24 protein-coding genes and 2 pseudogenes are annotated in these 24,203 nt (G+C 74.1%); 6 read left to right on the top strand and 20 right to left on the bottom strand.

Annotation, left to right across the window (positions count from 1 at the left end; translation table 11 throughout):
* Positions 1 to 50: 50 nt before the first annotated feature.
* The 3 genes from ACIA8O_RS35285 to ACIA8O_RS35275 are packed head-to-tail and all read left to right on the top strand — an operon-like array spanning position 51 to position 3,084.
* The gene (locus ACIA8O_RS35285) at positions 51 to 437 is read left to right on the top strand and encodes a hypothetical protein (RefSeq protein ID WP_396298122.1); all 387 of its coding nucleotides are present in this window, start codon (positions 51 to 53) and stop codon (positions 435 to 437) included.
* A complete protein-coding gene (locus ACIA8O_RS35280; RefSeq protein WP_396298121.1) occupies positions 434 to 2,278 on the top strand; it encodes a GMC family oxidoreductase in 1,845 nt (614 codons plus the stop codon). Before ACIA8O_RS35285 ends, ACIA8O_RS35280 begins: the two co-directional genes overlap by 4 nt.
* On the top strand, positions 2,275 to 3,084 hold the full coding sequence (locus tag ACIA8O_RS35275; protein ID WP_396298120.1) for a hypothetical protein: 810 nt from the start codon (positions 2,275 to 2,277) through the stop codon (positions 3,082 to 3,084). The genes ACIA8O_RS35280 and ACIA8O_RS35275 overlap by 4 nt, the downstream gene beginning before the upstream one ends.
* 7 nt (positions 3,085 to 3,091) lie before the next feature.
* On the opposite strand, the gene ACIA8O_RS35270 is transcribed toward ACIA8O_RS35275, so the two are convergent.
* The 17 genes and pseudogenes from ACIA8O_RS35270 to ACIA8O_RS35190 all read right to left on the bottom strand — a co-directional run bounded on the left by ACIA8O_RS35270 (position 3,092) and on the right by ACIA8O_RS35190 (position 18,546).
* Positions 3,092 to 4,096 carry a DUF4190 domain-containing protein gene (locus tag ACIA8O_RS35270; protein ID WP_396298119.1) on the bottom strand — a complete coding sequence of 335 codons (1,005 nt, stop codon included), beginning with the start codon at positions 4,094 to 4,096 and terminating at the stop codon, positions 3,092 to 3,094.
* Between the two features lie 44 nt (positions 4,097 to 4,140).
* Positions 4,141 to 5,082: a DUF4190 domain-containing protein gene (locus tag ACIA8O_RS35265; protein WP_396298118.1), complete on the bottom strand. Its 942-nt coding sequence runs from the start codon at positions 5,080 to 5,082 to the stop codon at positions 4,141 to 4,143.
* A gap of 127 nt (positions 5,083 to 5,209) precedes the next feature.
* Positions 5,210 to 5,839 (bottom strand): hypothetical protein, encoded by a 630-nt coding sequence (locus ACIA8O_RS35260; RefSeq protein WP_396298117.1) that lies wholly within the window; start codon positions 5,837 to 5,839, stop codon positions 5,210 to 5,212.
* A 9-nt stretch (positions 5,840 to 5,848) separates the two neighbouring features.
* Positions 5,849 to 6,373: a hypothetical protein gene (locus ACIA8O_RS35255; protein ID WP_396298116.1), complete on the bottom strand. Its 525-nt coding sequence runs from the start codon at positions 6,371 to 6,373 to the stop codon at positions 5,849 to 5,851.
* 56 nt (positions 6,374 to 6,429) lie between these two features.
* Positions 6,430 to 6,900 carry a hypothetical protein gene (locus ACIA8O_RS35250; protein ID WP_396298115.1) on the bottom strand — a complete coding sequence of 157 codons (471 nt, stop codon included), beginning with the start codon at positions 6,898 to 6,900 and terminating at the stop codon, positions 6,430 to 6,432.
* 170 nt (positions 6,901 to 7,070) lie between these two features.
* A complete protein-coding gene (locus tag ACIA8O_RS35245; RefSeq protein ID WP_396298114.1) occupies positions 7,071 to 7,496 on the bottom strand; it encodes a hypothetical protein in 426 nt (141 codons plus the stop codon).
* A 26-nt stretch (positions 7,497 to 7,522) separates the two neighbouring features.
* Entirely contained in the window at positions 7,523 to 8,677 is a 1,155-nt protein-coding gene (locus ACIA8O_RS35240; RefSeq protein ID WP_396298113.1) for an MlaD family protein, read from the bottom strand.
* The gene (locus ACIA8O_RS35235; RefSeq protein ID WP_396298112.1) at positions 8,677 to 9,888 is read right to left on the bottom strand and encodes an MCE family protein; all 1,212 of its coding nucleotides are present in this window, start codon (positions 9,886 to 9,888) and stop codon (positions 8,677 to 8,679) included. Before ACIA8O_RS35235 ends, ACIA8O_RS35240 begins: the two co-directional genes overlap by 1 nt.
* Positions 9,885 to 10,874, bottom strand: a complete 990-nt coding sequence (locus ACIA8O_RS35230) for an MCE family protein (RefSeq protein WP_396298111.1) — start codon at positions 10,872 to 10,874, stop codon at positions 9,885 to 9,887. Before ACIA8O_RS35230 ends, ACIA8O_RS35235 begins: the two co-directional genes overlap by 4 nt.
* Positions 10,871 to 11,929, bottom strand: coding sequence for an MCE family protein (locus tag ACIA8O_RS35225; RefSeq protein ID WP_396298110.1), 1,059 nt, complete (start codon positions 11,927 to 11,929; stop codon positions 10,871 to 10,873). The genes ACIA8O_RS35230 and ACIA8O_RS35225 overlap by 4 nt, the downstream gene beginning before the upstream one ends.
* The gene (locus ACIA8O_RS35220; protein ID WP_396298109.1) at positions 11,926 to 12,957 is read right to left on the bottom strand and encodes an MCE family protein; all 1,032 of its coding nucleotides are present in this window, start codon (positions 12,955 to 12,957) and stop codon (positions 11,926 to 11,928) included. Before ACIA8O_RS35220 ends, ACIA8O_RS35225 begins: the two co-directional genes overlap by 4 nt.
* Positions 12,954 to 14,210: pseudogene (locus tag ACIA8O_RS35215) on the bottom strand (MCE family protein). Before ACIA8O_RS35215 ends, ACIA8O_RS35220 begins: the two are co-directional and overlap by 4 nt.
* Entirely contained in the window at positions 14,207 to 15,034 is an 828-nt protein-coding gene (locus ACIA8O_RS35210) for an MlaE family ABC transporter permease (RefSeq protein ID WP_396298108.1), read from the bottom strand. The pseudogene ACIA8O_RS35215 and the gene ACIA8O_RS35210 overlap by 4 nt, the downstream one beginning before the upstream one ends.
* A gap of 1 nt (position 15,035) precedes the next feature.
* Positions 15,036 to 15,815: an MlaE family ABC transporter permease gene (locus ACIA8O_RS35205; protein ID WP_396298107.1), complete on the bottom strand. Its 780-nt coding sequence runs from the start codon at positions 15,813 to 15,815 to the stop codon at positions 15,036 to 15,038.
* Positions 15,815 to 16,690, bottom strand: a pseudogene (locus tag ACIA8O_RS35200) (ABC transporter ATP-binding protein); the annotation flags it as partial. The gene ACIA8O_RS35205 and the pseudogene ACIA8O_RS35200, both read right to left, overlap by 1 nt.
* An 8-nt stretch (positions 16,691 to 16,698) precedes the next feature.
* Entirely contained in the window at positions 16,699 to 17,688 is a 990-nt protein-coding gene (locus tag ACIA8O_RS35195) for a hypothetical protein (protein ID WP_396298106.1), read from the bottom strand.
* Positions 17,689 to 17,892: 204 nt separating this feature from the next.
* A complete protein-coding gene (locus ACIA8O_RS35190) occupies positions 17,893 to 18,546 on the bottom strand; it encodes a hypothetical protein (protein ID WP_396298105.1) in 654 nt (217 codons plus the stop codon).
* Between the two features lie 413 nt (positions 18,547 to 18,959).
* Between ACIA8O_RS35190 and ACIA8O_RS35185 the strand changes: the two genes are divergently transcribed.
* Together ACIA8O_RS35185 and ACIA8O_RS35180 are read left to right on the top strand one after the other, a co-directional pair.
* Positions 18,960 to 20,153, top strand: a complete 1,194-nt coding sequence (locus ACIA8O_RS35185; RefSeq protein WP_396298104.1) for a helix-turn-helix domain-containing protein — start codon at positions 18,960 to 18,962, stop codon at positions 20,151 to 20,153.
* A gap of 60 nt (positions 20,154 to 20,213) precedes the next feature.
* Positions 20,214 to 21,176, top strand: a complete 963-nt coding sequence (locus ACIA8O_RS35180) for an alpha/beta fold hydrolase (protein WP_396298103.1) — start codon at positions 20,214 to 20,216, stop codon at positions 21,174 to 21,176.
* 56 nt (positions 21,177 to 21,232) lie between these two features.
* Here ACIA8O_RS35180 and ACIA8O_RS35175 read toward each other — a convergent pair whose 3' ends face one another.
* Together ACIA8O_RS35175 and ACIA8O_RS35170 are read right to left on the bottom strand one after the other, a co-directional pair.
* On the bottom strand, positions 21,233 to 21,997 hold the full coding sequence (locus ACIA8O_RS35175; RefSeq protein ID WP_396298102.1) for a glucose 1-dehydrogenase: 765 nt from the start codon (positions 21,995 to 21,997) through the stop codon (positions 21,233 to 21,235).
* A 92-nt stretch (positions 21,998 to 22,089) separates the two neighbouring features.
* Positions 22,090 to 22,755, bottom strand: coding sequence for a TetR/AcrR family transcriptional regulator (locus ACIA8O_RS35170; RefSeq protein WP_396298101.1), 666 nt, complete (start codon positions 22,753 to 22,755; stop codon positions 22,090 to 22,092).
* 112 nt (positions 22,756 to 22,867) lie between these two features.
* On the opposite strand from ACIA8O_RS35170, the gene ACIA8O_RS35165 reads away from it, so the two are divergent.
* Complete coding sequence (locus ACIA8O_RS35165; RefSeq protein WP_396298262.1) at positions 22,868 to 23,617, top strand: class I SAM-dependent DNA methyltransferase; 750 nt, start codon at positions 22,868 to 22,870, stop codon at positions 23,615 to 23,617.
* Positions 23,618 to 23,620: 3 nt separating this feature from the next.
* Here ACIA8O_RS35165 and ACIA8O_RS35160 read toward each other — a convergent pair whose 3' ends face one another.
* Positions 23,621 to 24,055: a VOC family protein gene (locus tag ACIA8O_RS35160; RefSeq protein WP_396298100.1), complete on the bottom strand. Its 435-nt coding sequence runs from the start codon at positions 24,053 to 24,055 to the stop codon at positions 23,621 to 23,623.
* Between the last annotated feature and the right edge of the window lie 148 nt (positions 24,056 to 24,203).

Here is a 24,203-nt window from a genome sequence, read left to right as displayed (position 1 = left end):
GCAGCGATGCCGACAGTGTCCTGACGAACTGTCGACGGAGGTGACGGCCCGTGTCAGCGTGGTACGAACAAGAGGGGACGGCCCGGTTCCTGGCCGTCTCGGCGGAGTTGACGGGCTGGAGCGCGGACGAGCTGCTGGCCACCGGCCGGGCCGCCGAGTACCGGGCGGTGGCCCTGCGCGAGCTCGGCCCGGAGGGGCTGGAACAGGTGCTGCGGGACGGCGCCCGCCCGGGGGCGCCGCTGGACGGTGCCCGGGCGCTGGCCCTGCTCTGGTACACCGGCAGCTGGGCGCTGGGCGACGCGCTGCCCGTCCCGGTCTCGGCCCGGGCGTACCAGGAGGGCCTGGTCTGGCGGGCCGTCGGCACCCACGCCCCGGGCGCCGGGGCGGACGGCTTCGGCGGCTGGTCGCAGCCGCCCGTACCGGGGGGCCTCGGGTGAGCGCCGGGGCCGAGGAGCGGCACTACGACGCGATCGTGGTCGGCGCCGGGGTGGCCGGCACCCTGGTGGCCGCCCGGCTGGGGGCGCTCGGCCGGCGGGTGCTGGTGCTGGAGGCCGGGGCCCGGCCGCCCGGCACCGCGGAGCTGCTGGCGGCGCAGTCCGCCTCCCCGCTGAAACTGCCGACCGTCGCCTTCCCGCAGACCGCGGGCGCCCCCTGGCCGGAGGTCACCGACCCGCCCGCGCCCGGCGGTTACCTGGTCCAGCGGGGGGAGCTCCCCTACGGCAGCGGCTACCTGCGCGCCACCGGCGGCACCGGGAACGTCTGGACGGGGCTGGCCCCGCGGATGCTGCCGGAGGACTTCCGCCCCTCGCGCTTCGGCCGGGGCCGGGACTGGCCGCTGGACTACACCGCCCTGGAGCCCTGGTACCGGGAGGCGGAGCGGGAGTTGGGCGTCTGCGCGGACGTCACCGAGCAGCGCGAGCAGGTCGGCCTGGAGTTCCCGCCCGGGTACGTGTACCCGATGCGGGCCCTGGCGCCCAGTCACCTGGACCGGACGATGGCCTGCAAGCTGGACACCCGGAAGGTGACCGACCCGGTCACCGGGGAACTGGTCGAGCTGAGGGTCACCGGCACCCCGCAGGCCCGCAACGGGCTGCCGCACCCCGGCTACGACGACGGCCGGGGCTACCTGCCGCGCGACGCGGACGGCCGCCCCGACCCGGGCAGCCGCTGCCGGGGGCACGCCAGTTGCATCCCGCACTGCCCCTCCGGTGCCAAGTACACGCCGCGGCGCACCCGGGGCACCTGGGGCCCCTCGGTGACCCTGGTCGAGCACGCGGTGGTGAGCCGGGTACTGGTGGACGGCACCGGCCGGGCCACCGGCGTGCAGTGGCTGGACCACCGCGGCGAGGTCCGGCGGCACACCGCCCGGGCCGACGTGGTGGTGCTCACCGCGCACGCGGTCGAGAACGCCAAGCTGCTGCTGCTCTCCGGCCTGGCGAACCGCAGCGGCCAGCTGGGGCGCAACCTGATGGACCATCCGGTGCTGCTCACCTGGGGCCTGATGCCCGATCAGACCGGGCCCTACCGGGGGCCGGGCTCCACCTCCGGGCTGGAGGGCTTCCGGGCCGGCGCGAGCCGGGCCCGGCGCGCGGCGTTCCGGGTGGAGATCGGGAACTGGGGGTGGGCCTGGGCCGCCGGGGCGCCCTCCGGCGAGATCGCCCGGCTGCTGCGGGAGGGCGGTCCGGACGGGCGCGGACGGTTCGGCCCGGAGCTGCGGGCCGCCGTGACGGACCGGATCGGCCGTCAGTTCGCCCTGCAGTTCGAGGTGGACCAGCCGCCGGACCCGGCCAACCGGATCACCCTGCACCCCACCCTGCGGGACCCGCTCGGCCTGCCCCGCCCGGTGGTCAGCTACGGCCTCTCCGCGTACGTCCGGGACGGCATGGCCGCCGCCGCGGCCGTCTCCGACCAGCTGTTCGCCCTGCTCGGCGCCGAGGACCACACCGACTACACGCCGGCCGCCCTCTGGCCCGGCCGCTTCGAGCAGGACGGCCGGACGTACGCCTACCGGGGCGCGGGCCACGGCGCGGGCACCCACCTGATGGGCCACTCCCCCGCCGACTCGGTGGTGGACCAGTGGCAGCGCTGCTGGGACCACCCCGGCCTGTACGCGGTCGGCTGCGGCTCGATGCCCTCGGTGGCCACCTCCAACCCGACCCTCACCATGGCCGCGCTGGCCCTGCGCTCCGCCGGGCGGATCGAGGCCGAACTCGCCGGGCGCGACCGCCCCGTCACCCTCTCCCCGAGCCGACCCCCGCACCCCGGAGCCGACCGATGAGCCCGCTGCCCCTGCCGCCCGTCCCCGAGCCGTACCGGGTGCCGTTCCACTACGGCGCGCTGCACATGGCCGGCCTGGACTTCCTGGTCGAGCCGGGCCCGGTGCGCGCCCTGCTGGGCAAGCACCACCCGGCGCTGGCCGCCGCCGAGTTCGAGGGCAGGGCGGTGGTCTCCGTCAACTACCAGCTGTACTTCGCGCAGTACCCGGGCGGTGGCGGCATCACCCAGGAGATCGAGGTCAACCTGCTGGCGCACCCCGCCGACGCGGCCGGCCGGCTCCCGGAGCTGACGTACCGCCAGTACGCCCACGGCTGGGAGCGGACCGGACTGACCGGCATCGCCCGGATCCACGTGCTCTGCGACAACCCGCTGGCGATCGACGCCGGGCGCCGCCTGTACGCCGAGCCCAAGTACCCGGGCACCTTCGACGCCCTGATGCCCTCGCCGAACGGCCCGGAGGACGGCCGCACCTGGCGGGTGGACTGCCGGGACGGGAGCGGCCCGCTGCTCTCCTTCGAGGTCGACCTGACGGACCGTCCGTCCGCCACCGTCAACCACACCCCGGTCACCGGCTACGGCACCACCGAGGACGGCCGGGCGCTGGCCGGCCCGATGACCGTCCACCACCCCGGCACCTGGTACGACCTGGAGGGCACCGCCACCCGCCTGACCCTGCACGCGCCCGGCTCCCCCGTCTGCCAGGACCTCGCCGGGCTGCTCGGCGACACCCCCGCCACCGCGGCCTGGTCCTACCAGTCGCCCCCGGTCGCCGCCCACCAGCGTCCGTACTACCTGCCCACCCGCTGACGGACGGTCAGAGCGAGCCGGTCCAGTAGATGGTCCTGCGGCTCGTCAGGTCGTAGTCGAAGGAGACCTCGACCTTGTCCGCCGCGCCGGGCGGGACGGCGAAGGCCTCCCGGCCGGTCATCGTCTGCCCGGCCGGGACGGAGCGGCCCAGCGGCTTGTGCCGCCCGCTGCCGTCGACCACCGTCTCGGCGCGGCCGCCCACGCCGTCCGTGAGCTTGAGGTAGGAGAACTGCATGGTGCGCTGCTCACCGGTGGTGTTGGTCACCGTGATGACCACCTCCACCACCTTGTCGCCCTTGGCGATCCCGTGGGCGAACTCGTCCGGGGAGAACGGCCCCGGCTTCTCCACGGTGAACCTCAGGCCGTCCGGGGTGGTGTAGCTCTGGCCGAAGGACAGGTGCCGGGACCGCTCCTCGGCGGCCTTCCGCTCCTGCTCGGCCTCGGTCCGCCTGCGCTGCTCCTCGATCTCGGCCTGCCGCTTGTCCAGCTCGGCCTGCCGCTGCTTCTCCTCGGCTTCGAAGCGCTCCCGGGCGGCGTTCGCCACCGCCTTCTGCTCCTGCTTCACCTCGTGCACCTGCCAGGCGAAGAACCCGCCACCGGCCACCGAGAGCAGCAGCCCGGAGACGCCGAGGACCACCCCGGCCAGCGCCGTGCCCCGGTTCGTCGCGACGCCCTTGCGGACCTGGCCCATCGCGACCACGCCGAGGACCAGGCCGACCAGCGCGGGCAGCCAGGCCGCCCAGAACAGCACGTAGGTCAGCGCCATCACGGTGCCCACGATGCCGAGCACCATGGCCGAGATGCCCAGCCCGTTCCGGGGCGCCGGCGGCATCGGGTAGGGGTACGGCCAGTACGGGCCCGCTCCCGGGTGCGGGGGCGCCTGGCCGGGCACCTCGTTCCCGGGCGGCGCGTCGGGCGCGGCGAAGGGACCGGCGTCGGGGGCGGCGTGGGGCGCAGCGGCGGGGGCCTCGGGTACGTCGGGGGCGTCGGGCAGCGGGGCGGGAGTGGTCATGCGGGATCCTTCTGGCGGTTCGTGTGCGGGAACGTGGCGGAGCGTCAGACCGAGCCGGAGCGGTCGGTGGTGCTCCACCGGGCGGTCTTGTGGCCGACGAGGTCGGGGGTGTACTCGACCGTGAGCTGCTCGGGGCCGACCAGGACGGCGTAGGCGTACTTGCCGACGCTCTGCTGTCCGGGCTGGAGCGGGTCGGAGGTGAGGAACTTCGCCCGTCCGCTGCCGTCGATCAACAGCTGGTACCAGTTGCCGCTCGGTTCCCGCACGGTGGGCAGGCCGGCGATCTTGGCCGGCTGCGAGCCGGTGTTGACGACGGTGATGGTCACCTGGAAGGCCTTGGCCCCGTCGAGCAGCCTGGTGTACTTGTCCACCGCGTAGGGCTCCGGGCTCGACACGGTGATCTTCAGGCCGTCGGGGTAGGTGTAGCTCTGGCCGAAGAGCAGCTGCCGGGCCCGCTCGTCGGCGGCCTCCTTGGCGGCCTTCTCCTCGGCCTCCTTGCGGCGGCGCTCGCGCTCCTCGTCCAGCCGCTTGATCTCGGCCTCGGCCCGCTGGCGCGCGGCGTTCTCCTCGGCCTTGCGCTCCTGGACGGCCTGGTGCGCGGCCCAGGCGAAGAGTCCGCCCTCGACCACCGCGCCGAGCAGGCCGACGATCCCGAGGACCACCCCGGCCACGGCCACCCCGCGGTTGGCCGCCACACCCCGGCGGACGTTGCGCAGCCCGATGACGCCGAGCACCACCGCGATCAGCGCGGGCAGCCAGGCGACCCAGAACAGGACGACCGCCAGCACCATCACCACCGCGACGATGCCGAGCACCAGCGCGGCCACACCCGGCCCGTTGCGCGGCTGCGGCGGCGCCATCGGGTACGGCGGCCAGTACGGAGGGGCGGCCGTGGGGCCGGCGGCGGCGGGCTCGGCCGGCACCGCGTCCGCGGCCGGGGGCGACCACGGGTCGGTGGCGTCCGGCGGCGGGGCTTGCGTCGTCATGCAGGGGTCCTTCTCGGCGTTCGGTGGTTCGGCACATGAACGTACCAGTCACCGCACGCACACTTCTCCGCCATTTCCGCACGCCACGGCCCCGCCTCCTTGACGTCCCGTCAGGGCCGCCCCCGGTTCACCGCCCGAAGGTGTCGATCGCCTCGATCCGCCAGCTCCCGCCGGCGCGCACCGCGTCCAGGGCGAACATCGCCGCCGAGAAGTCGGGCCCGCCCTTGGCATCGGCGGCGGTGCTGGTGTTGCGCTGGTCGGCGAAGACCAGCAGCCGGGCCCGGTCGCCGTCCAGGGCGGAGACCGCGGCATCGGTGACGGTGGTGGTGAGCACCAGCTTCTTCGCCCCGGCCTGCGCCCGGACCTCGGCGAGCAGCGCCCGGTGCCGCTCCACCGCGCCACCGGTCAGGTAACGGGCGGCGGCCCGGTCGGTGCGGGCCGGATCGGCGTGGTCGTAGGAGAAGAGCGCGTTCACCGCCTCGGTGAGCTGCCCCTTGGCCTCGCTGGTGCGGGCCGGGTCGGTGAGCGCGGTGTTGTGCCGCCCGGAGTCGGCGCGCAGCCCGGCGGCGGTGAAGGAGGAGTAGGCGGCGAAGGCCGCGAGCAGCAGCGCGAGGACGAGCAGCGCGGCCGGCAGACGACGGCGGCCGGTGCGCGCCGGGGTGCGGGCCGGGGGCCGCGCCGGGGCGGGGACCGGAGCCGGGGGCCGGGCTGCGGCCAGACGGCGCTGACGGTTGATCAGGTGACGGGTGGTGGACATCGGTGCTCCTTACCGGCTGGTGGTGCCCATCGGGGCCTGGCCGAGGGCGCTGAGCTTCCAGCCCTCGGCGGTCCTGCTCAGACGGGCCAGCATCCGGCTGTCCTTGCTGGTGGGCGGGGTCTCCTTGGCGGTGCGGACGGTGATCCGGACCGCGACCATGACGGCCGCCTGACCGGTCCGCTCGTCCAGCTCGGTGACGGCGGCGTCCAGCACCCGGGCCGAGGTGGTGGACTGGGCCTGCCGCACCTGCTTCTCGAACTCGCCGCGCCCCTGGACCAGTTGGGCGTGCAGCTCCCCGGTGGTGGAGCGTTCCCAGAGGTCCAGGCCCGGGGCGAGCGAGGCGTGGTCGAGGGTGTTGAGGTTCTGCACCGCCTGCTGCCCCGCGGCCAGCACCTGGTCCCTGGCCCGGGCCAGCTCGCCGGTGCGGTCGTGGGCGGCGGCGTACCAGGACCAGCCGCCCCAGGCCGCGAGCAGGGTGGTGACCGCCAGCAGGGCGACGGCCAGCAGCTGGAGGCGTTCGCGGATCGGGCGCACGAGGCGGGAACTCCGTCGCACTGGTCTTCCTCCGGTGGGGGTGGTCGGGATGGCGGCTAGAGGGAGGTCAGGTCGCTGATCACCCAGCGGCCGTCCACGGGCCGTGCGGTGACGCGCAGTTGGGCGCCGGTGAGGACGGGCGGGTCCCCACCGCGACGGGCGCTCTGGTCGAGCAGCACCAGCAGCTCGGCCCGGTCGCCGGTCAGCCGGATCACCCCGGTGGCCACCGCGCGGGTGGTGAGGGTCAGCCGCTGCTCGGCCGTCCAGCCGCGCAACTGCTCGCTCAGGCGGCGGTACTGCTCCTCGGCGGCGCCGGTGAACGCGGCGCGGGCCTCCGCCCGCCCGGCCTCGTCCTGGTCGGCCGAGTAGGAGAAGGCCCGCCCGAGCGCGGCCTCCACCTGCCCGACCACCAGGCCCCGGGCCGCCGGGTCCGTCCCGGCCAGGTCCTCGCGGGCTGCCCCGGCGCGCACGCTCCACCCGGCGGCGGCCATCGCCAGACCGAGCAGCAGCGCCAGCGACGGCAGCACCCACCGGAGGAACTGCCGCGTGCGGGAGGGCCGTTGGACCTCCGCGACACCCGGTTCCCGGACGCCCGGCTCCGCGACGCCCGGCTCCGGGACGGTGCACGTGGCCGTCCCGGGGGCGTGTGCCGGAAGGCGGCCCCGCGTCGGCCGGCCGCCCGTACCGTCGGTGTCCGTCACGGCGCCCCCACCGGCACGGTGGTCAGCGCGGTCGCCCGCCACCCGCCGTCCCGGCGGGCCAGCTCCACCGACACCCGCCGGCGGTCGGTGGTCACCGTGCCGTCGGCGAGGGTCTGCCGCAGCCGCAGCACCGCGATCAGCCCGGCCGTCCCGGCCGTCCGGTCCAGCCGGGTGAGCGCGGCCTCGGCGACGGCGGCCGAGGTGGTCGACTCCGGTTCCACACCGGCCAGTTCGGCGGCCAGGGGGCCGTCCGCGACCGCCCGCCAGCGCGCCCGGGTACCCTCCCGGTCCCGCCCGTCGGCGCTGCCGAGCACCTCGGCCGCGCTCCGCCCGGCGGCCAGCGCGGCGTCCCGGTCCCGCACCGCCTCGCCCGCCTGCCCGGCCTGCCACCAGCTCGCGGCCCCCGCCAACAGGACCGCCACGGACAGGGCTTGGAAGAACCCCGGCCTCACCGGCCCGCCCCCGGGGTGGCCGGGGCGACGGGGGTCGGCACCCCACCCTTGGGGGCGTTGGCCGAGCCCCGCACGGCGCTGCCGGAGGAGGCCGGGGCCTCGCACCGCGCAGCGGTGTTCAGCGGCGGGGCCGCGCCGGTGTCGAGCCCGTTGCGGTGGAGCGTGCCCTGGTACCCGTCGGTGCAGGGCAGCGGGGAGAAGAAGGTGACGGCCATGCCCATCCTCGCGCCCTGCTCGGTGATCGCGGTGGAGCCGGCCGCCGCCACCGCCGGGAGCCGCACCAGCAGTTCCTCGATGCCGTGCTGGCGGGTCACCCCGAGTTCGGCGGTGGTCAGCAGGTTGGCCAGCAGCACGCTGGTGGACGGGTCGAGCTGCTTCATCAGCGCGCTCACCTGCCCGGCGGCCTGCGGGCCGCTCGCGATCACCCGCTGCAGGTCGCCGTCGGAGCGGGCCAGTTGGGCGGCCAGCTGGGCGGCGCCGGTGGCGAAGGAGCGGATCGCGTCGGCCTCCTCGGCCTGGGTGCGCAGCACCGTCTCGCCGTCCACGATCAGCCGGGTGGTGGCGGGCAGCGCGGCGTCGGCCGCCTTGAGGAAGGTGCGGCTGCCGTCCAGCAGGGCCTGGAGGTTGTCGGCCTGGCCGTTGAAGGCGGTGCCGAGTTCGTCCACCACGGTGCGCAGCGAGCCGAGCGGTACCGAGCCGACCAGCGCGTCGGTGCGGGTGAGCAGGTCGGTGACGGGCGCGGGCACGCTGGTGTCGGCGCGCGGGATCTGCGCGCCGTCGGCCAGGTAGGGGCCCTGGTCGGTGCTGGGCCGCAGGTCGAGGTACTGCTCCCCGACGGCCGACAGCCCGGCCACCGCGGCGGTCAGCTTCGCCGGGATGCGCGGTGCGTCGGAGGAGATCCGCAGCTCGGCCCGGACCCCGTCGGGGGTGAGCCGGATCGCCCCGACCCGGCCCACCGAGACGCCCCGGTAGGTGACGTCGGCGTGCTCGAACAGGCCGCCGGTGCGCTCCAGTTGGACGTCGACCCGGTAGTAGTCGCGCAGGCCGACCCAGCGGCCGAGATCGGCGTGCTGGACGGCGATGTAGCCGAGCACCAGCACGGCGATCAGCAGGAAGGCGAGGTTCTTCGCCCGGATGGCCAGGGTCAGCATCAGCGCGCCTTTCCGGCCGGGCGGCCCACCGACGGCAGCGGCAGCGGGAGGCGCCGGGCCTCGGGGGAGGCCGGATCGGTCGGCTGGTCGGTGGGCGGGTCGGCCGGGTCCGTGGGGGGATCGGTGGGCGGGTCGGTCGGCGGGTCCGTGGGCTCCTCGGTGGGCTCCGGGGTCGGCCGGGGCGTCGGTGCGGCGGTGTCGTCCGGGTCCAGTTCCGGGAAGATCCGCGTGCCGGGCGCGGCGGCCAGGTCGAGGTAGACGTTCAGGTAGTCGCCCTTGACCCCGCGCAGCACCTCGTCGGTGAACGGGTAGGTGAGCAGCACCTGGAGCGAGTCCGGCAGCGCCTTGCCCGCGTCGGCCAGGCTCCGCAGCACCGGGGCGAGCGCCTTGAGGTCGGCCACCACGTCCTCCTTGCTGCGGTTGACGGTGTCCACCGCGACGCCCGAGAGGGTGTCCAACGCCCGGAGCAGGGTGACCAGTTCGCCGCGCTGCTGCTCCAGCACCTGCAGGCCGGGGCTGAGCTCGGTGAGCACCGCGCCGATCTGCCGGTCCCGGGTGGCCAGGGTGGCGGCCAGCCGGTCCACCCCGTCCAGGGCGGCGGTCAGGTCGGCCCGGTGGGCGTCGAGCTCGCCGGTGAAGGTCTTCAACCGGTCGAGCACGGAGCGCAGTTGGGCCTCGTTGCCGGTCATCGCCCGGCCGAGTTCGGTGGTGATGGTGCGCAGCTGGTCGATGCCGCCCCCGTTGAGCAGCATGGAGAGCGCCCCGAAGACCTCCTCCACCTCGGTGGAGCGGCCGGTCAGCTGGGCCGGGATCACCGCGCCGTCGCCCAGCCGTCCGCCGCCCTGCGCCGGTCCGTCCGCCGGGGTGGTGAGCCGGACGTACTTCTCGCCGAGCAGCCCGGCCTGGGCCACCTCGGCCCGGCTCCCGGCGGGCAGCCGGACGTCGCCGTTGACCCGCAGGGTGACCACCGCGCTCCAGTCCTCGGCCAGCGTGATCGCGGTGACCCGGCCGACCGCGACCCCGTTCACCTTGACCGCCGACTGCGGCACCAGGCTGAGCACGTCGGTGAACCGGGCCTCCAGGCGGTAGGAGTGGTCGCCCAGTTCGGCCCCGCCGGGCAGCGGGGCGTCCTGCAGGCCGCCGAATCCGGCGCACCCCGCCGCGAGGGTGGCGGTCAGCGCCAGGGACAGGTAGCGCAGTCGACGTGTCATCGGTCCACCCCGGGCAGTGGCAGCGGCAGGGTCAGTTCGGTCAGGTTGGCCCGGCCGGTGATCGTGCCGGTCCGCGGGTCGTAGGCGCGCAGCAGGTTGCCGGCCGCCAGCGGGGCGGTGTCCAGCAGTTCGGCGAGCGAGGCCCGCTGGTCCACCAGGCTCTGGGTGATCGGCACCAGCTGGTCGACGCCGTTGGCCAGGCGGGTGCGGTTGTTCTCCACGAAGGTCTTCACCTCGCCCAGGGCGACGGCCAGTTGGTGCAGGGCCTGGCCCAGCTCCTCCTTGTCCTCGGCCAGGTAGGAGCTGACGGCGGCCAGCCGGTCGGTGACGGTGCGGACCCGCCCGTCGTTCTCCTTGAGCATCGCGGCGAAGGACTCCAGCTGGGTCAGCGTGGCGAACAGGTCCTCGCTGGAGCCGGAGAGGGTCTTGGCGGCCCGGCCCAGCTGCTCGATCGAGTCGCCGATCGCCTTGCCGTTGCCGCCCAGGTTCCGCGCCCCGGTGTCCAGCAGCCGGGAGAGCGCGCCCTGGGAGTTGGCCCCGTCCGGGCCGAGCGCGGTGGCCAGCTCGGTGAGGCTCTCGTAGAGCTGGTCGATCTCCACCGGCTGGGCGGTGCGTTCCACCGGGATCACCGCCCGGTCGGCCAGCAGCGGCCCCTCGGTCCAGGCCGGGGTGAGCTGCACGTACCGGTCGGCGACCACGCTGGGGGCGACCACCACGGCGGAGGCGGTGGCCGGCACCTTCACGCCGTGGTCCAGGCCGAGTTCGACCCGCACCCGGGCCCCCTCGGGGCGGACCGAGCGCACGGTGCCGACCTTGACGCCGAGCACCCGCAGGTCCGAGCCGGCGTAGACGCCGACGGCGTGGTCGAAGTACACCGTCACCCGGCTTCCCTCCGGGCCGGGGACGGCGATCAGGGTGGCCGCCACGGCGGCCGCGGCGGCGGCGAGGGCGATGACCACCCGGCCGCGGCCGGACAGCGCGCTCATCCCCGGCCCCCCGTCGGCCTGACGGGGCGGCAGCCGGTGGCGGGCGCCGTTCCCTCGGGCAGGTAGGAGGGCGGCACCACGCCGCACAGGTAGGCGTCGAACCAGCGGCCGTTGCCCAGCGTGTTGCCCATCAGCCGGTAGTACGGGCCGAGCAGCGCCAGGGTCTGGTCCAGGCTCTGCTGGTTGGCCCGCAGCACGCCGGTGACGCGCTCCAGGGCGTCCAGGGTGGGCGCCAGCTGGCGTTCGTTGTCCTTCACCAGGCCGGTCAGCTGGGTGGCCAGCGCACCGGTGCCGGTGAGCAGTCGGTGCACCGCCTCGCGGCGGCGCTGGAGCTCGGCCAGCAGCGAGTCGCCGTCGTTCAGCAGGGCGGTGAAGCGGTCGTTCTGGTCCGCCACGGTCTTGGTCAACTTGCGGCTCCCGGCGAGGAGTTCGGCCAGCCGGGCGTCCCGGTCGGCGATGGTGCGGGAGAGCCCGGCCAGGCCCTCGGCGGCGCTGCGCACCGAGTCGGGGGTGGTGGCGAAGGTGTCCGAGATGGTCCGGAAGGACTCGGCCAGCTTGGCGGTGTCGATGGCGCCCACCGTCCGGCCCAGGCCCTCCAGCGCCTGGGTGACGTCGTAGGGCGAGGTGGTCCGGCTCACCGGGATGGCCACCGCCGGGTCCTGCTCGCGGGCGCCCAGCGGGTCCAGCGCCAGGTACTTGGCGCCGAGCACGGTGCGGATGCCGATCGCGGCGGTGGAGGAGTCGCCCACCCACACGTCACGGACCCGGAAGCCCACCCGCACCTTGGCCCCGGCCAGCGCGACCTCGGTCACCTTGCCGACCTTGGCCCCGGCCACCCGGACCTCGTCGCCCGGTCGCAGCCCGCCGGCCTCGCTGAACTCGGCCGTGTAGGAGGTGCCCCGGCCCAGCAGCGGCAGCCGGTCGCCCTGGTAGGCCAGCGCGCAGACCAGCAGGATCAGCAGCAGCCCGACCGCGCCGACCGCCACCGGGCTGCGCTCGCGCAGCGGGCGGAAGAGCGGCCCGCGCACGGCGGTGCCCCTGTCGGAGCGGCTCATCCCCGGCACCTCGCCTCGTCCACGGTGACCCCGGTCGGCGGCGCGGAGCCGTCACCGGTGGTCACGCCCGTCACGGTGGCCTGGCACAGGTAGAGGTTGAACCAGGAGCCGTAGGAGGCCAGCCGGCCGAGGGTGGTCAGCTTCTCCGGGCTGCGCTTCAGGAAGTCCTCCAGCTGGGTGCTGTGGTCGGCCAGTCCGGCGGAGAGCCGGCCCAGCTGGCCGACGGTGTCCTTGAGCGGTGCCCGGCCGTCGGCGAGCAGCCCGGCGGTGGAGGCGGTGAGCGCGCCGACGGCCTGCACCGCCTCGCCGATCGGCTGCCGGTCCCGGTTGAACCCGGCCACCAACTGCTGGAGGGTGGCGACCAGTTCGGTGAAGCCCTGGTCGTGGGTGTTGACGGTGGCGACCACCGTGTTGAGGTTCTCGATCACCCGGCCGATCACCTCGTCCTTGGCGGCCAGCGTGCCGGTCAGCGAGCCGACGCTGCGCAGCAGCCCCTCGACCGTGCCGCCCTGGCCCTGGAGCACCTGGACGATCTCCTCGGCCAGCTTGTTCACCTCGTCCGGGGCCAGGCCCTGGAAGAGCGGCTGGAAGCCGCTGAACAGCTGGGTCAGGTCCAGCGCCGGGTGGGTGCGCTCCACCGGGATGGTGGCCCCGGGCGCCAGGCGCTCGTCCAACGGGCCCGTCCCGCGGGCCAGTTCGAGGTAGCGGCGGCCGACCAGGTCGAGGTACTTGACCGAGGCGGTGACGGTGCCCGGCAGCGGGGTGCCCTTGCGGACCTTGAACCGCACCAGCGCGTAGCGGCGGTCGGTGACGCCGACCGACTCCACCTCGCCGACCCGCACGCCCGCGATCCGCACGCCGTCCCCGGCGGTCAGGCCGGTGACGTCGGTGAAGCGGGCCCGGTAGCCGACGGTCTCGCCCACCCCGGTGTCGGCGATGCCGAAGGCCAGGGCGGTGGTGGCGAGTGCGGTGACCAGGACGAAGACCAGTGACTTGACGACCGGTCCGATCAGGCTGCGGCGTCTCACTTCAGCCTCACCTCCGCTCCGCGCAGCAGCGGCCCGGCCAGCACGCTGCTCCAGTCGGGCAGGTCACCGGCCGGTGCGAGCAGTTCGTTCACCAGGGCGTTCTCCTGCGGTGAGTTGGGCAGGCCGAGGCCGGCCTCGCCGGGGGCCGGGAAGCCCTGGCCGTCCGGCACGGCGCCCGGGGTGGTGCCGCGCCCGGTGTAGGGGGTGTCGTAGCACTTGGGGCCGCCGGTGGCGGTGTACGCCGGGGTGTCCCTGCCCGGCCGGTAGCGGCCGGGGTCGGGCACGGTGGCGACGGTGACGTGCAGGCCCGGCCGGTCGGTGCCCTTGCCGAGCGCCTTGTCCATCACCGGCACGAAGTCGGCCAGGGTGCGCAGCGTGCACGGGTAGGCGGGGGCGTACTCGGCCAGCAGCTCCAGGGTGGCCCGGCTGTCGGCGGAGAGCCGGATGAGCGTGGACCGGTTGCGCGTCAGGAAGTCGGTGACGTCCCCGGCGGCGGCCGTGGAGGAGGCGTAGAGCGCGCGCAGCCCGGCCCGCTCGCGGGCGATCGTTCAGCTGGTGGTGGTGAAGTCGGTGAAGGCCTGGAGCAGCTCGGGCGCGGCGTCCCCGTAGGCCCGGCTGACCGTCACCAGCTGCCTGATGTCCCGGTTCAGGGCCGGGAGTTCGGGGTTGAGCCGGGCCAGGTGGGCGTCCAGCTCGGTGAGCGTGGCGCCGAGCTGGGCGCCGCGTCCGCGCAGGGCGGTGGCCACCGCGCTCAGGGTGGCGGCCAGCTTGTCCGGCTGGACGGCGTTGAGCAGCGGCAGCAGGTGGTCCAGCACCTTCTCCAGCTCGGCGGCCTCGGCGGTGCGGTCCTGGGCGATCACCGTCCCGGCCCGCAGCGTCCCGCCGGTGGTGCCGGACGGCACCAGGGCGACGTAGCGCTCGCCGAAGAGCGTGGTGGGCAGCAGACGGGCCGTCACCCCGGCCGGGATCTCGGCCAGCCGGTCCGGGTCCAGGGCCAGCGTGAGCCGGGCCCGCTCGCCGTCGGCGCCGATCCCGCTGACCCGGCCGACCACCACGCCGCGCAGCTTGACGTCGGCGTTGACCCGCAGCTCGTTCCCGGTGGCGTTGGTCTCCAGCAGCACCGTGGACTCGTCGCTGAAGGCCTTGCGGTAGACCGCGACGCAGAGCCCGGCCAGCAGCGCGGGCACCAGCAGGAAGACCAGGCCCAGCACGGCCCGGGTGGGGCGGTGCCGGTCGGTGCGGAAGGCGTTCATCCGGTCACCCGCACGGTGGTGGTGGCGCCCCAGATGGCCAGCGAAAGGAAGAAGTCGGTGATGCTGATGATCACGATGGCGTTGCGCACCGAGCGGCCGACCGCGATGCCGACCCCGGCCGGCCCGCCGGTGGCGTGGAAGCCGTAGTAGCAGTGCGCCAGGATCACGATCACGCTGAACAGCAGCACCTTGAGCCCGGAGAGCAGCACGTCCTCCGGCGCCAGGAAGAGTCCGAAGTAGTGGTCGTAGGTGCCGGGTGACTGTCCGTTGACGAAGACCGTGACGGCCCGGGAGGCGGCGTAGGAGGAGAGCAGCCCGACCCCGTACAGCGGCACCACGGCCACCACCCCGGCGATGATCCGGGTGGTCACCAGGTACGGCAGGCTGCGGATGCCCATGCCCTCCAGGGCGTCCACCTCCTCGTTGATCCGCATCGCGCCGAGCTGCGCGGTGAAGCCCGCGCCGACGGTGGCCGAGAGCGCGAGGCCGGCCACCAGCGGGGCGATCTCGCGGGTGTTGAAGTAGGCCGAGATGAAGCCGGTGAAGGCGGTGGTGCCCAGCTGGTTCATCGCGGCGTGGCCCTGCAGGCCGACCACCGTGCCGGTGGCCGCGGTCATCCCGACCATCACCCCGACGGTGCCGCCGATCACCCCCAATCCCCCGCTGCCGAAGGCGACTTCGGCCAGCAGCCGCTGCACCTCGCGGAAGTAGCGGCGCAGCGCGCGGGGTATCCAGAGCAGCGCGGCCAGGTGGAAGACCAGGTGGTCCCCGACCGTCTCCAGCCACCCGAGCGGACCCCGGGCGGCGCGGCTCGGCAGCGCCATCTCAGGCTCCCTTCTGCGGGATCACCCGCAGGTACACGGCGGTGATCACCACGTTGATCAGGAACAGCAGCAGGAAAGTGACCACCACGGTCTGGTTCACCGCGTCGCCCACGCCCTTCGGCCCGCCGCGCGGGTTGAGCCCCCGGTAGGCGGCCACGATCCCGGCCACGAAGCCGAAGACCAGCGCCTTGAGCTCGCTGACGTACAGGTCCGGCAGCTGGGCCAGGGCGGAGAAGCTGGCCAGGTAGGCGCCGGGGGTGCCGTCCTGGAGCAGCACGTTGAAGAAGTAGCCGCCGAGCGTGCCGACCACCGAGACCAGGCCGTTGAGCAGCACCGAGACCGCCATCGCGGCCAGCACCCGGGGCACCACCAGGCGCTGCACGGGCGAGACGCCCATCACCGCCATCGCGTCCAGCTCCTCGCGGATCTTGCGCGAGCCGAGGTCCGCGCAGATCGCCGAACCGCCCGCGCCGGCGATCAGCAGCGCCACGATCAGCGGGCTGGCCTGCTGGATCACCGCGAGCACGCTGGCCCCGCCGGTGAACGACTGGGCTCCCAACTGCCCGGCCAGCGATCCCACTTGGAGCGCGATCACGGCACCGAACGGGATCGACACCAGTGCCGCGGGCAGGATCGTCACACTCGCCAGGAACCAGAACTGCTCGATCAGCTCCCGGACCTGGAACGGCCGCCGGAAGGTGTCCCGGACGGTGGTGGCGGCCAGCGAGAGCAGGTGGCCGGTCTGCCGCAGCCCACCGGCCACCGGGTTGCCCGCGCTCACCGCGGCACCGCCCGGCGGCGCGGCGGCAGGCCCGGCGAGGGCTGCAACTGCTGGGGCAGCGGCGGCGGTTCGGCCTCCCGGTACGGCTCCTCCAGCGCGAGCTGGGCCTCGTCCTTCTCCTCCGACATCCCGATCGGCCCCTCCCGCCGCCCGCCCAGGAACTGCCGCACCACCGGCTGACGGCTGGTCAGCAGCTCCTCCCGGGAGCCGAAGGCCACCAGCCGGCGGCGGAACAGCATCCCGATGTGGTCCGGCACGGTGGCCGCGATGTCCAGGTTGTGGGTGACGATCAGCATGGTGGCGCCGATCTGCGCGTTCAGGTCCACCAGCAGCTGGGACAGGTAGGAGGTGCGCACCGGGTCCAGGCCCGAGTCCGGCTCGTCGCAGAGCACGATCTCCGGGTCCAGCACCAGCGCCCGGGCCAGGCCCGCACGCTTGCGCATCCCGCCGGAGATCTCCCCCGGCAGCTTGGCCTCGGCCCCGTTCAGGCCGACCATCTCCATCCGCTCCAGCACGATCCGGCGGATCTCGGCCTCGGTCCTGCGGGTGTGCTCGCGCAGCGGGAAGGCCACGTTGTCGTAGAGGTTCAACGAGCCGAACAGCGCGCCGTCCTGGAACATCAGGCCGAAGCGCCGGCGGGCCCGGTACACCTCCCGCTCCGGGCCGCGCACCATGTCGACGCCGTCCACCAGCACCCGGCCGCGCTCCGGCCGCAGCAGGCCGATCACCGACTTCAGGAAGACGGTCTTGCCGGTGCCCGAGGGCCCCAGCAGCACCGTCACCTCCCCGGGCGGCAGCGTCAGCGTGACGTCCTCCCAGACGGTCTGGCGGCCGAAGGACTTGGTCAGCCCCTCGACGGTCACCTCGATCCCCATCCCGGCTCCTAGCCCTGGTCCGTGGTGCGGCGGTGCGGCAGGGCCGGGAGCTCGATCTCCGGCTCGCAGCCGTTCGGCTGGTCACTGGTGGGGGTGCAGATCGCGCCCTGTACCAGGTTGAGCGTGTTGCCCGGCCCCGAGACGGCCGCGGTGAAGAGCGCGTCCAGGTTCTCGGTGCTCGTCCCGCAGCCCTTGAACTCCGGTATCACCAGGTCCCGTTGGGAGAGCGGCCCGCCGCCCTGCAGGGTGTAGTCCGGCTTGCCGTCGCCGCCGCCCGGCAGGTAGTCGTCCTGACGGCCCTTCAGCTCCAGGTTCACCGGCCGGGCCGTCCGGCAGTCCGGGCCCACGTCCAGCGGGGTGCCGTTCACCTTCACGTCCCGCAGCCTGATCCACTGGTAGCCGCCGATGGTGAACTCGGCGGGCTGGTCCCAGTCGGAGTTGCCGGTCGCCACGATGGTCAGCGGGCCCTGCGGCTCCAGCTCCATCACGGCGGTGGTCGGCATGAAGCCGTAGGTGAGGAACGTGGTCCCGGTGGGCGGGAGCCGGAGGTAGCCGAGCGAGTCGGCCTCGAAGTACGGCTGCTGCCCCTCCGGCGGGTCCCAGAGCGTCACGAACCGCCGGGTCATGTTCAGCGCCGCCAGCGCCGGCTGCCCGGCCGGGTCGTTGACCACCGCGGCCTGGTGCTGCTTGCGCACGTTGGCGAACCCCACCGCGTACGCGCAGGCCGGCACCGCCGGGAAGGGCTCCATGTCGGGCAGCGGCAGCACCATCGCGCCCTCGGGCACCGGCGGCAGCCGGGCCTGGTCCAACTCGCCCTCCGGCGGCGGCGGGCAGGCGTTCACCCCGGAGTGCGGCCGCTCCCCGGCGGCCACCGCGGCCGGGGCGCCCCCGGGCACCGCCCCGGAGGGGGCACCCGGCACCGTACCGGCCAGCACCGCGGCCACCAGGACGGCGGCCGGCTTCACGGGCACGGCAAGGCGACGCACCGCGTCCCTCATCTCTGGACTCCTCTTGGCTCGGGACGCAGGACAGTACGGCCGGGTAACAAGCCCTCACAAGCGATCGCACGCGGATCGTCGGGAGCGCTCTCCCCGGCCCGGATTTCCTGTCACCGGATGACAAAGCGGCCCTGACGGCCTGTCATCCGGTGCGTGTGTTCGTACCCGGACCCGGGCGGTGGCCGGGGTCCGGGTACGGGTGGCTCACGGGGAGGTGATGACCTGCGGAGCGCTCAGCACGTACGCGGCGTTGTAGACCGCCGGGTCGTTGTTGTTCAGCAGACCGAGGCAGGACCCGGAGACGTTGTACGCCCGCAGGTCACCGCCGCTGATGGTGAGGGTGTTGGTGGAGTTGCTGTAGCTGCCGGTCAGGGTCGCGGTGGAACCGGCGGTCGGCCCCTGGAAGTCCGCCGTGCAGCCGGCACCGCTGATGTGGGCCTTCACCCCGGTCAGGGTGCCGGTGGTGACACCGGTGGTGGAGTTGTAGCTCACCGCGTTCAGGGACCACGGCAGGCCCTGCGGGGTGACGCTGAAGGTGATGCCCAGCGGGCCGGAGCAGCTGCTCCAACTCACCGAGGTGATCGAGGAGATGCCCGCGCCGGTGGCCGAGCTGGTGGCCAGCGTGCCGGCCGCGGAGGAGGAGGTGCAGGTCAGCTTGGTGCCGGTCTTGGTGTCGGTCAGCTTCGGCGAGGTCGCCTTGGCCGTCCAGGGGCCGCCCGGGCTGGCGGTCCAGCCGGCCAGCAGACCGGAGGAGGCGGACTGGGTGCCGGCCGTCGCGGTGGTCGGGGCGAGCGTCATGCCGGCCACGGCGGCGAGAGCCGCAGCAGCCACCAGGGCGCCCTTGACAGGCTTGCGCACGATGGGTCCTCTCTGTGGGGGCGGACCCGCCGGGCGTGCCCAACTCTCCTGACGAAGACATGAGTTGGCGCCTGGGCGAATCCGGGGAAGCGAGGCGCACGGGTGGGGCCGTCCTCGCTGCTCACGGACATTACGTGCCGGTAATCAGCCCCCGCAACGGACCCGGGCCAGTTCCGGGAATCCCGCCCGTGCGCTGCGGATTTCTTGTCCCGGCGCTACCAGAAAAGCCCCGCCCGCTTGTCCCGAAGTGAGCCCCTGGTCTCACCCCGCGGCGCCGAGTGCCAATCCCTTAGCGGAACGCCGACCGGCAATTCGCCGTCACGACTGGTGCGCTGACGACCACTCGTGCCCTATCGTCAGCGAACCACCACACGTCGTATGCGTCCGGCCGCCCCCGGACGCCAGGGGGACTCATGGCCACGCCACGCCGGGTGCCCGGCTCCAGCTCGCCGCTCGACCAGGTGCCGCGCGAACTCGCCGCCGTGATGCGACCCGAACTCCCGGGCCTGCTCAAGGAGATGGCCGCCGAGATCGTCGCCACCATCCCCGAGTACCGCGAACTGCTGGAAGGCCCCGCCGCCCGCGTCATCCGGGTCGGCATCGAACAGAACATCGCGACCTTCGTCGACCAGGTCGCCGCCCCGACCGCCACCACCTCCCTGCGCGACGAGATCTGCCGCCGCTTCGGCCGCCACGAGGCCCTGGAGGGCCGCAGCCTCGACATGCTCCAGGACGCCTACCGGATCGGCTGCCAGGTCGCCCTGCGCCGGGTCCGCGCCGTCGGCCGCCGCCACAACCTCTCCGCCACCGTCCTGATGGCCTTCGCCGACGCCCTCTTCGCCTACATGGGCGAGATCGCCGAACTCTCCCGCGAGGGCTACCTCCAGGCCATGGCCGAACTCGGCGAGGAGCCCGACAACCGCCGCCGCCGGCTGCTGCGCCGCATCCTCAGCGGCACCGGCGCCGCCCGCACCGCCCTCACCGAACTCGCCGACCACGCCGCCTGGCCGCTCCCCGACCAGGTCACCCTGGTCGCCCTCGCCCCCGGCGCCCGCCCGCACCGCGGCGTCCTGGACCGCGACGTCCTGCTCGACCTCTCCGACCGCGAACCCCACCTGCTGTTACCCGGCCCCCTCACCCCCGCCCGCCGCGAGGGCCTCACCGCCGCCCTGGCCGGCTGCCGCGCCGCCGTCGGCCTCACCACCCCGCTCGACGGGGCCGCCGACTCCCTGCGCTGGGCCCGCCGCCTCCTCCCGTACACCACCGGCCCCCTGACGTACTGCCAGGACCACCTCGTCCACCTCTGGCTGCTCAGCGACCCGGCCCTGCTCCACCAGCTCGACCGGCACTACCTCGCACCGCTCGCCGCCCTCACCCCCACCCGGCGCTCACGGCTGCTCGACACCCTGCGCGCCTGGCTCACCACCCGCGCCAACGCCCCCGAACTCGCCGACCAACTCGGCGTCCACCCGCAGACCGTGCGCTACCGGCTGCGCGTCCTGGACCGCGCCTTCGGCGACCGGCTGGCCGACCCCGAGTCCCGCTTCGCCATCGAGATCGTGCTGCGCGCCGCCGCCCTCACCGGCCCGCCGCCGCCCACCCGTTGACCCCGGGTCAGATGACGGGGCGCCCTTCCCCTCCGTGCGCGGAGCACCCAGGATGACCCCATGACGACCGCGATAACGCACCGCTACGTCGAGTCCGCCAGTGGCCTGCGCATGCACGTCGCCGAGGCCGGCACCGGACCGCTGGTCCTGCTGCTGCACGGCTTCCCCGAGGGCTGGTACTCCTGGCGCCACCAGCTCACCGCCCTCGCCGAGGCCGGCTACCACGCCGTCGCCCCCGACCAGCGCGGCTACGGCCGCACCGGCGGCCCGGACGCCGTGGACCAGTACACCATCCTCCAACTCGCCGGTGACGCCCTCGGGTTGATCCCCGCACTGGGCGCCCGCCAGGCCGTGGTGGTCGGCCACGACTGGGGCGCCCCGGTCGCCTGGCACACCGCCCTGTTCCGCCCCGACCTGGTCCGCGGCGTCGCCGGCCTCTCCGTCCCGCCCTACCCGCGGATGCCGGTGCCGCCCACCGAGCTGTTCCGCAAGGTCTTCGGCGACACCTACTACATGCTCCACTTCCAGCAGCCCGGCGTCGCCGACGCGGAACTCGCCCGCGACCCCGGCACCACCTTCCGCCGCCTGCTGGCCGGCCGCGCCGCCGACCCGGCCCGCCTCACCCCGCTGGTCCCCGAGGGCAAGGGCTTCCTCGACGCCTTCCGCTCCCCCGAGACCCTCCCGGCCTGGCTCACCGAGGCCGACCTCGCCCACTTCGCCGCCGAGTACGCGGAGGCCGGCTTCACCCGCCCGCTCAACTGGTACCGCAACCTCGACCGCAACTGGGAGCTCACCGCCCCCTGGCAGAACGCCCGCATCCGCACCCCCGCCCTGCTGGTCGTCGGCGACCGCGACCTGGTGGTCGCCAACGACGCCGCCAAGGCGCTCATCGCCACCCTCGACCAGCACGTCCCCGAACTCGCCGCCCCCGTCTGGCTCGCCGACTGCGGCCACTGGACCCAGCAGGAGAAGCCCGCAGAGGTCAACGCGGCCCTGCTCCGCTTCCTCGCCGACCTCTCCTGACGGAACGCCGACGGGCCCGGGCGACCCCTCGGTCACCCGGGCCCGTCCCTCCGCTCCTACTGCCCCATCACGTAACGGACCGTCGGCCCGGTGGTCCAGCCACCGTCCACCGCCAGCTCCGCACCCGTGATGTACGAGGCCTCGTCCGAGAGCAGGAACACGGTGGCCGCCGCGATCTCCGGCGCCTCACCGACCCGCCCCATCGGCGTGTTCGGGTAGTTGCCCTCCCCGCGCTCGATGCCCACCTGCGCCGTCATCGGCGTGTACGTCATGCCCGGGTGCACCGAGTTGACCCGGATCCGGTCCACGCCGAGCTCCACCGCACCGATCTTGCTCAGCCCGCGCACCGCCCACTTCGAGGCACCGTAACCGGCCGTCAGCGCCAGGCCCATCAGACCGGCCGCCGAGGAGATGTTGACGATCGAACCGCCGCCGGCCTCCCGCAGCGCCGGGACCACGGTCTTCATTCCGATGAACACCCCGGTCAGGTTGATGTCCACCACCTTGCGGAAGTGCTCCACCGACTCGTCCACCAGGAAGCTCCCGGTGGAGATCCCCGCGTTGTTCACCAGCCCGTGCACCCCGCCGAACTCCGCCACCGCGAAGGCGACGACGGCCTCCCACTCCTCCTCCGAGGTCACGTCGTGGTGATGGTAGCGGGCCCGCTCCCCCAACTCGGCGGCGGTGGCCCGGCCCTCCTCGTCCAGCACGTCGGTGATCACCACGTTGGCACCGGCCGCCACCGCCTGGCGGGCCGCCTCGGCGCCCAGGCCGCGGGCTCCGCCGGTGATCAGGACGGTCTTGCCGTTGAGCTCGGTCATGACTTCTTGCTCCCTTGCGATGGTGGTGCTCGGTGCTCGGTGCTCCCGGGCGGCCGGGCGGCCGGGGTGGTGCCGCCCGGGGTGGGTGGGGATCAGTCCTCGGCGGCCGGCGTCGGGGGCTGCGTCGGCAGTGGTACCGGCAGCGGTGCCGTGAGCATCGCCCCGGCCATCGCCACCAGATCCGCCCGGAACAGCGGCTCGTCGGTCAACAGCCGCTCCCCCGCCTCCAGTTGGCGGGCCCGCTCGGCCAGCGCCGCACCGACCAGGGTCAGCGCCAGATCGATCCGCTCCAGCCGTACCGGCTCGGGCAGTTCGAGCAGCGGGACCTCCAGCTCCCCGATCAGGCGCCAGTACCCGCCCCCCGCGAGGTGCGGATGCGGCTCCCGCGTCCGGATGCCGCTCCGGTGGCTGATCTGCGCCGCGATCCGCAACCCGTCCCGGCCGGTCTCGCTCCCCAGCCCGACCGCCTCGGAGGCCACCAGCGCCGCCAGCAGCACCGCCAGCGGCTGCCCCTCGGGCACCGGCAGCAGCGCGTGCAGGGACAGCTCGGCCCGCTCCTGCCGCTCGCGCATCACGGCGTCCAGCAGCCCCTCGCGCGAGCCGAAGTGGTACTGGACGGCAGAGGGGTTGGACTGCCCCGCCAGCCGCACCACGTCGCGCAACTGGGCGCCGTGCACGCCCTGTTCGGCGAAGAGACGGGCACCGGCCCGGATCAGACGGTCACGGGTGGGCGTGCCACCCGCCGGAGTTCTCGGCATGCTCCCACTCTAATGCTCACCATTATTAAAGTCGAACGCCGGACCCGCCCCGGTGGACCCGAAAACCGGTGGACGCCACCACCACGCCCCACGGACCGTGGAGCCCATGACCATGGATCAGGAACGGATCTGGGACACCGAGACCGCCCAGCGCTACGACACCCCCGGCACCGGCATGTTCGCCCCCGAGGTGCTCGACCCGGCCGTCACCCGACTCGCCCGGCTGGCCGCCGGAGGCCGCGCCCTGGAGTTCGCCGTCGGCACCGGCCGGATCGCCGTCCCCCTGGCCGCCCGCGGCGTCCCGGTCACCGGCATCGAACTCTCCCGCCCCATGCTGGAGCAACTCCGCACCAAGGCCGACGAGTCCACCGTCCCGGTGCACCTCGGCGACATGGCGACGACCCGCGCCCCGGGCGAGTACAGCCTCGTCTACCTGGTCTACAACACCATCTCGAACCTGCTCACCCAGGCCGAACAGGTCGCCTGCTTCCGCAACGCCGCCCGCCACCTCACCCCCGGCGGCCGCTTCGTGATCGAGCTCTGGGTCCCCGAACTCCGCAGCCTGCCGCCCGGCTCCGGCGCCGCGGTCTTCCACTCCGACCCCAGCGGCGGCTACATCGGCCTGGACACCTTCGACACCGTCAACCAGCACGTGGTCTCCCACCACTTCACCTTCGACGACACCCGCCAGGCCCGGCTGAGCAGGTCCCCGCACCGCTACATCTGGCCCTCCGAACTCGACCTGATGGCCCAGCTCGCCGGCTTCGACCTGGAGACCCGTCATGCCGACTGGCAGGACTCGGAGTTCACCTCCGAGTCCACCAGCCACGTCTCCGTCTACCGCCTGCCCGCCCGATCCTGACGATCAGTCGAGACAGAACTCGTTGCCCTCGATGTCCCGCATCACGATGCAGGACTCGTTCTCCTCGTCCGCGTACAGCACCACGTCGCAGACGGCGCCGAGCGCCACCAGCCGGTCGCGCTCGGCCTCCAGCACCGCCAGCCGCTCCGCCCCCACCAGCCCGGTGCCGGCCCGCACGTCGACGTGCACCCGGTTCTTCGCGACCTTCCCCTCCGGAACGGACTGGAAGTAGAACCGCGGCCCCTCTCCCGTGGGGTCGACCGCCGCCGACCAGGACCCGGGTCCCGAAGCCGGCAGCGTACTCACGTACGCCTCCCAGTCGGCGAACCCCTCCGGCGCCGCCGGAGCGACGTACCCGAGCACCTCACGCCAGAAGCGGGCGACCCGCTCCGGCTCGGCACAGTCGAACGTGATCTGGATCTTCCTCAGTACGGCCATCCGGCCACCGTAGCAAGGAAGATCATCCCGGTCACCGGAGTTTTCCGACCCAGAACGCAGAGAAGCCCCCTGACGAATCGTCAGGGGGCTTCTCTTGAATGATTGTTCGGCGGCGTCCTACTCTCCCACAGGGTCCCCCCTGCAGTAC

It is taken from the genome of Kitasatospora sp. NPDC051853 (assembly GCF_044452665.1).
Lineage (GTDB): Bacteria > Actinomycetota > Actinomycetes > Streptomycetales > Streptomycetaceae > Kitasatospora.
Note: the sequence above shows the minus strand (reverse complement) of the source record. Positions and strands in the feature narration are given on the sequence as shown.